The following is a 3,306-nucleotide window of genomic DNA, read 5'->3' as shown; positions in this document are numbered from 1 at the left end:
GATGGATATTTATTGAGATTTTCACAGGATATAGGAATCAAAGAAGTCATTAGTTAAACGAGTTGTGGCGCAACATCGCCCAACAAAGCGTAGACGCTCCGGCGCTCCGCGCCTCCGGGCTTCGCCACATTTTTGACTACGTTTCGCTACGCCAAAAACGTCGTCTACGCTCGGACGTTATCTGCAATTGCTTAGAAGAAGGTCCGGAGGTTTCCTATGTATTATATTTCAACCATAGTTTCTAGAATAATATCTGTTGCCGGGGCAGTAATTATACTGGCACTTGCGGTTCTGGTTGTTATTCGCCTGGCCCTAGTGTGATAAGCAGCCCCCAGAGTTTTCCGGAGGGCTAAACCCCAATACCGATACCAAATTAAGCAGAAGCTTGTATCCCTTACTAAAATAGGTACATAGCACTAAAAGTGGCTCTGCTTCTATGATATAAGCAAGCAGTATTTTCCAAAATCCGTAGCTTTCTATAGTGATTTTTTATCTTCAGGTTTATCAAAATAAAGTTTTATCTCTTCCAAAATCCGTTACCTGCTTTGGAGACAGAATTCGTTGCTTTTTAAAATTTAATCTTTGCCTCTATAGGACTGAATTCATAATAAATTTTCTTATCAAACCAGGCACAACCACAATCTATATCACCCTGGCAAACATAGATGTCGAAAACGGTATGAAGTCATTTAAAGGGTTTTTATAAATTGCTTTTTAGTGTTAAAATTTTCCGCATAGGGTAAATAAATAAAAAACATAAAAAAGAAGCTAATCTTAAAACAGAAAATATTAACAGTAAATTATTATTATCTTATTATACGAGGAGATAATTATGAATCGCCTATACCTATTGAGTTGGTACTATCAAGGTCAGGACGGTGAAGCCGATGCCCGCGGCTTCTTCGGAAAATTGCGTGAGGGAATAGAAAAGGGTAAGAAGTTCCCCTTCGATTGCCCGTCTGAGGTGGGTCTGGTGCATTGCAAGGTTGATGAACATTGGTGTGTTGGCGTTCTGGTAATGCGCGGTACAGAAGGAGACGACAGCGTTGAACAGACCAGCAGGCTTCACAAATGGTTCGAGGAATGTGATGCGGACTTCTCTGGCACAGATAAAACGGGGGAACGGGTGAGCCATCCATCAGTTGAAGGAACGCTTCAGAGTCGCTATGGTAGCCATTACACATGCGTAGAAGTATTTGATCCACTTTCCATAGTTCTGGGGGATATAGGAGATGCAAGAACTGTAGAACCTCTGATTAAGGCTTTAAAGGATGTAAAGAGTGATGTCCAATGGAGTGCAGCAGAAGCTCTTGGGAAGATAGGCGAACCAGCCGTAGGGCCTCTAATTGAGGCTTTAAATGATGAAGATAGAAGTGTCCGAAGTGGTGCAGCAAGGGCTCTTGGGAGGATAGGAGATAAAAGAGCTGTAGAGCCTCTGATCGAGGCTTTAAAGGATAAAGATCCCAATGTCCAAAGGCTGGCAGCATGGGCTCTTGGGAATATAGGAGATAAAAGAGCCGTAGAACCTCTAATTGAGGCTTTAAAGGATGAAGATTGGGATGTCCGAAGTAATGCAGCAGAAGCTCTTATAAAGATAGGAGACGAGAGAGCTGTAAAATCTCTAATTAAGGCTTTAAAAGATGAAGATTATAATGTCCGGTGGAGGGCAGCAGAAGCTCTTAGGATGATTAAAGATGCAAGGGCTGTAGAACCTCTAATGGAGGCCTTAAAGGATAAAGTTTGGAATGTCCGAAAGTGGGCAGCAGCAGCTCTTGGGAGGATAGGAGATACTAGAGCAGTAGAACCTCTAAGAGAGGCTTTAAAGGATGAAAATATCTATGTCCGATTTTGTGCAGCAGAAGCTCTTGGGAAGATAAGGAAGTGATATTGATCCTCGAAGCAGTAGTTACACTCGGTCTCTTTGCGTTGTTCCACTGACTACTATACACCTTGCCCCAATGTGATGAGTTACCCCCAGAGTCCTCCCGGAGGTGCTCAACCCCTATACCGATACCAAAATCAGGCTATAGTTTACATTCCTTGATAAAACAGAGCATGTGGTACTGAAAGTGGCTCTGCTTCTATGATATAAGCAAGCAGTATTTTCCAAAATCCGTAGCTTTCTATAGTGATTTTTTATCTTCAGGTTTATCAAAATAAAGTTTTATCTCTTCCAAAATCCGTTACCTGCTTTGGAGACAAAATCCGTTACTTATTTTAAAGTTTTACCCTTGCACTAGTAGGGCTAATCTCATAATAAATTTTCTCATCAAACCAGGCACCACAACAATCTACATCACCCTGGCCAACATAGATGTAGAAAACGGCATGAAGTCATTCACAGTTATAGCTTAAAACGCAAAAAACTGCCTGATAGAAGCCGTAAAAATATCACTTAATAGATTATTTCCCTGGCTAACAGATTCAAACCTCTCAAATCGCATATTTTAAAGGACCTATATCCAGGGGCCTAAGCCGGCACCTTAAATTACTAAAGCCAGGAGGCTTGTAAGTTAAAAATTTAATTATTTGTTGACAGATACTACTTATAAGTAGTATAGTTATTTTGAGAGTGAAAGATGAAAGGTAAAATTTCTTATATTAAAAGTGAGCAAAGAAAAATAGCCAGGCTTGTGACAGGTAAATTTCCAAAATACTATCTGACCGGAGGAACAGCGCTATCTTTTTATTTCGATCACAGGTTTTCTCAGGACTTGGATTTTTTTACCCAGGATTATAGAAAAGAGGATCCGGATCAAGTAATGAGCTTTGTTTCTAAAGAAAGTGGTTTTGACTTTAAGTTAGAGGCTGAGCAAGACGACCCCAGGCTAGTACCTATGAAGGTTTATTCTTTAGGCCTTAAGAGACGGTGTGTTTTAAAGATAGATTTTGTCCAGGATTTCGAGAAGAACATCAAAAGAATAAAAAATGGGATGCATTCCCCGGAAGATATCTACTGCAGAAAAATATCTGCTGGCATAGGAACAGCCAAAAAACAAGATACAACCGGCAGAATAATTAGTGCCGGCCGGCATAGTGTAAAAGACTTATTTGATCTCTACTATTTATCAAAACATCACAGGGCCCTGTCAGAATTTTTCTTTAAATATTTTCCCTACGGTAAAGCAGAAGCTATTGTTGCCTGGTACAGGGGATTTAACCGGATGGACTTAAAAATTGAGCTCCTGGATTTAGTTCCGGAAGTTGATACTGTAAGAGTAATAACACATTTGGATGATGAGAATTTAAAGAGAATACCGGAGAGGCTAATTTGAGGTGATAAAAAATGAAAACAAACTGGCTGTG

The 3,306-nt window shown here is 40.3% G+C and carries 2 protein-coding genes; both read left to right on the top strand.

From position 1 onward, the window contains the following. Positions 1 to 832: 832 nt before the first annotated feature. Complete coding sequence (locus MUP17_10845) at positions 833 to 1,885, top strand: HEAT repeat domain-containing protein (protein MCJ7459476.1); 1,053 nt, start codon at positions 833 to 835, stop codon at positions 1,883 to 1,885. 694 nt (positions 1,886 to 2,579) lie between these two features. Continuing rightward, positions 2,580 to 3,275 carry a nucleotidyl transferase AbiEii/AbiGii toxin family protein gene (locus MUP17_10840; protein ID MCJ7459475.1) on the top strand — a complete coding sequence of 232 codons (696 nt, stop codon included), beginning with the start codon at positions 2,580 to 2,582 and terminating at the stop codon, positions 3,273 to 3,275. Positions 3,276 to 3,306 lie beyond the last annotated feature (31 nt).

The organism is Candidatus Zixiibacteriota bacterium, assembly GCA_022865345.1.
In the GTDB taxonomy this organism is placed as follows: domain Bacteria; phylum Zixibacteria; class MSB-5A5; order MSB-5A5; family RBG-16-43-9; genus RBG-16-43-9.
This window is presented reverse-complemented; position numbering and strand designations above follow the sequence as displayed.